This is a genomic window from Vibrio sp. 1580, assembly GCF_033340055.1.
On the sequence record NZ_JAWOVT010000393.1, the window covers coordinates 1 to 631 of the forward strand.

A 631-nucleotide genomic window follows, 5' to 3' on the forward strand; every position below is an offset into this window, starting at 1 on the left:
CGGGCGTTAGCTCTATCCTGCTGACGCCTTTTTATTCTTCACGAGCGTTGGATGTATACAATGATAGGAAAGAGCAAGCTTACGGTTTTACATTGGGTTTTGATTGGGACAACCGCGATAGCGCACGTAACACGACCCGAGGCTCGCATACCTCTTTGAATTTGACGACGGGCGCAGAAAGTGGGCAATCAGAGGAGCTGTGGCTCAAGTGGGAATTCCAAAATAGCCAATATTACTCGCTGGGGCCTCTTGGTGATTGGTTTGATCAACAAGTGCTGGCCTTGGATTTTTATACAGCCGACACACCAACTTGGAATCAATGTGATGGTGTTGTTTGCAGTCGTCCGCCAGAGCAAGAACAAGTTCGCTTGGGTGGGTTGTACCGTTTGAGAGGCTATACCGCAGGTCGTTACCATGGACGCTCTGCAATTCACTATTCTGCCGAATATCGAGTATTACCAGACTGGCAGCCTCTGGACGATATTCCCATTATCAATTACTACGATATGCCTTGGTGGCAATGGGTTGCGTTTGTTGAGGTGGGGCGAGTTGCCGATGAATACGATTTAAAAACACTCCATGAAGACATGAAATGGAGCGTCGGTGGTGCGGTTCGTTTCCAAGTTGAAGG

1 protein-coding gene is annotated in these 631 nt (G+C 48.5%); it reads left to right on the forward strand.

Translation table 11 applies throughout. From position 1 onward, the window contains the following. Positions 1-631 (forward strand): BamA/TamA family outer membrane protein (locus R7093_RS26210; protein ID WP_318147148.1); only part of this gene is annotated, 631 nt, incomplete at both ends.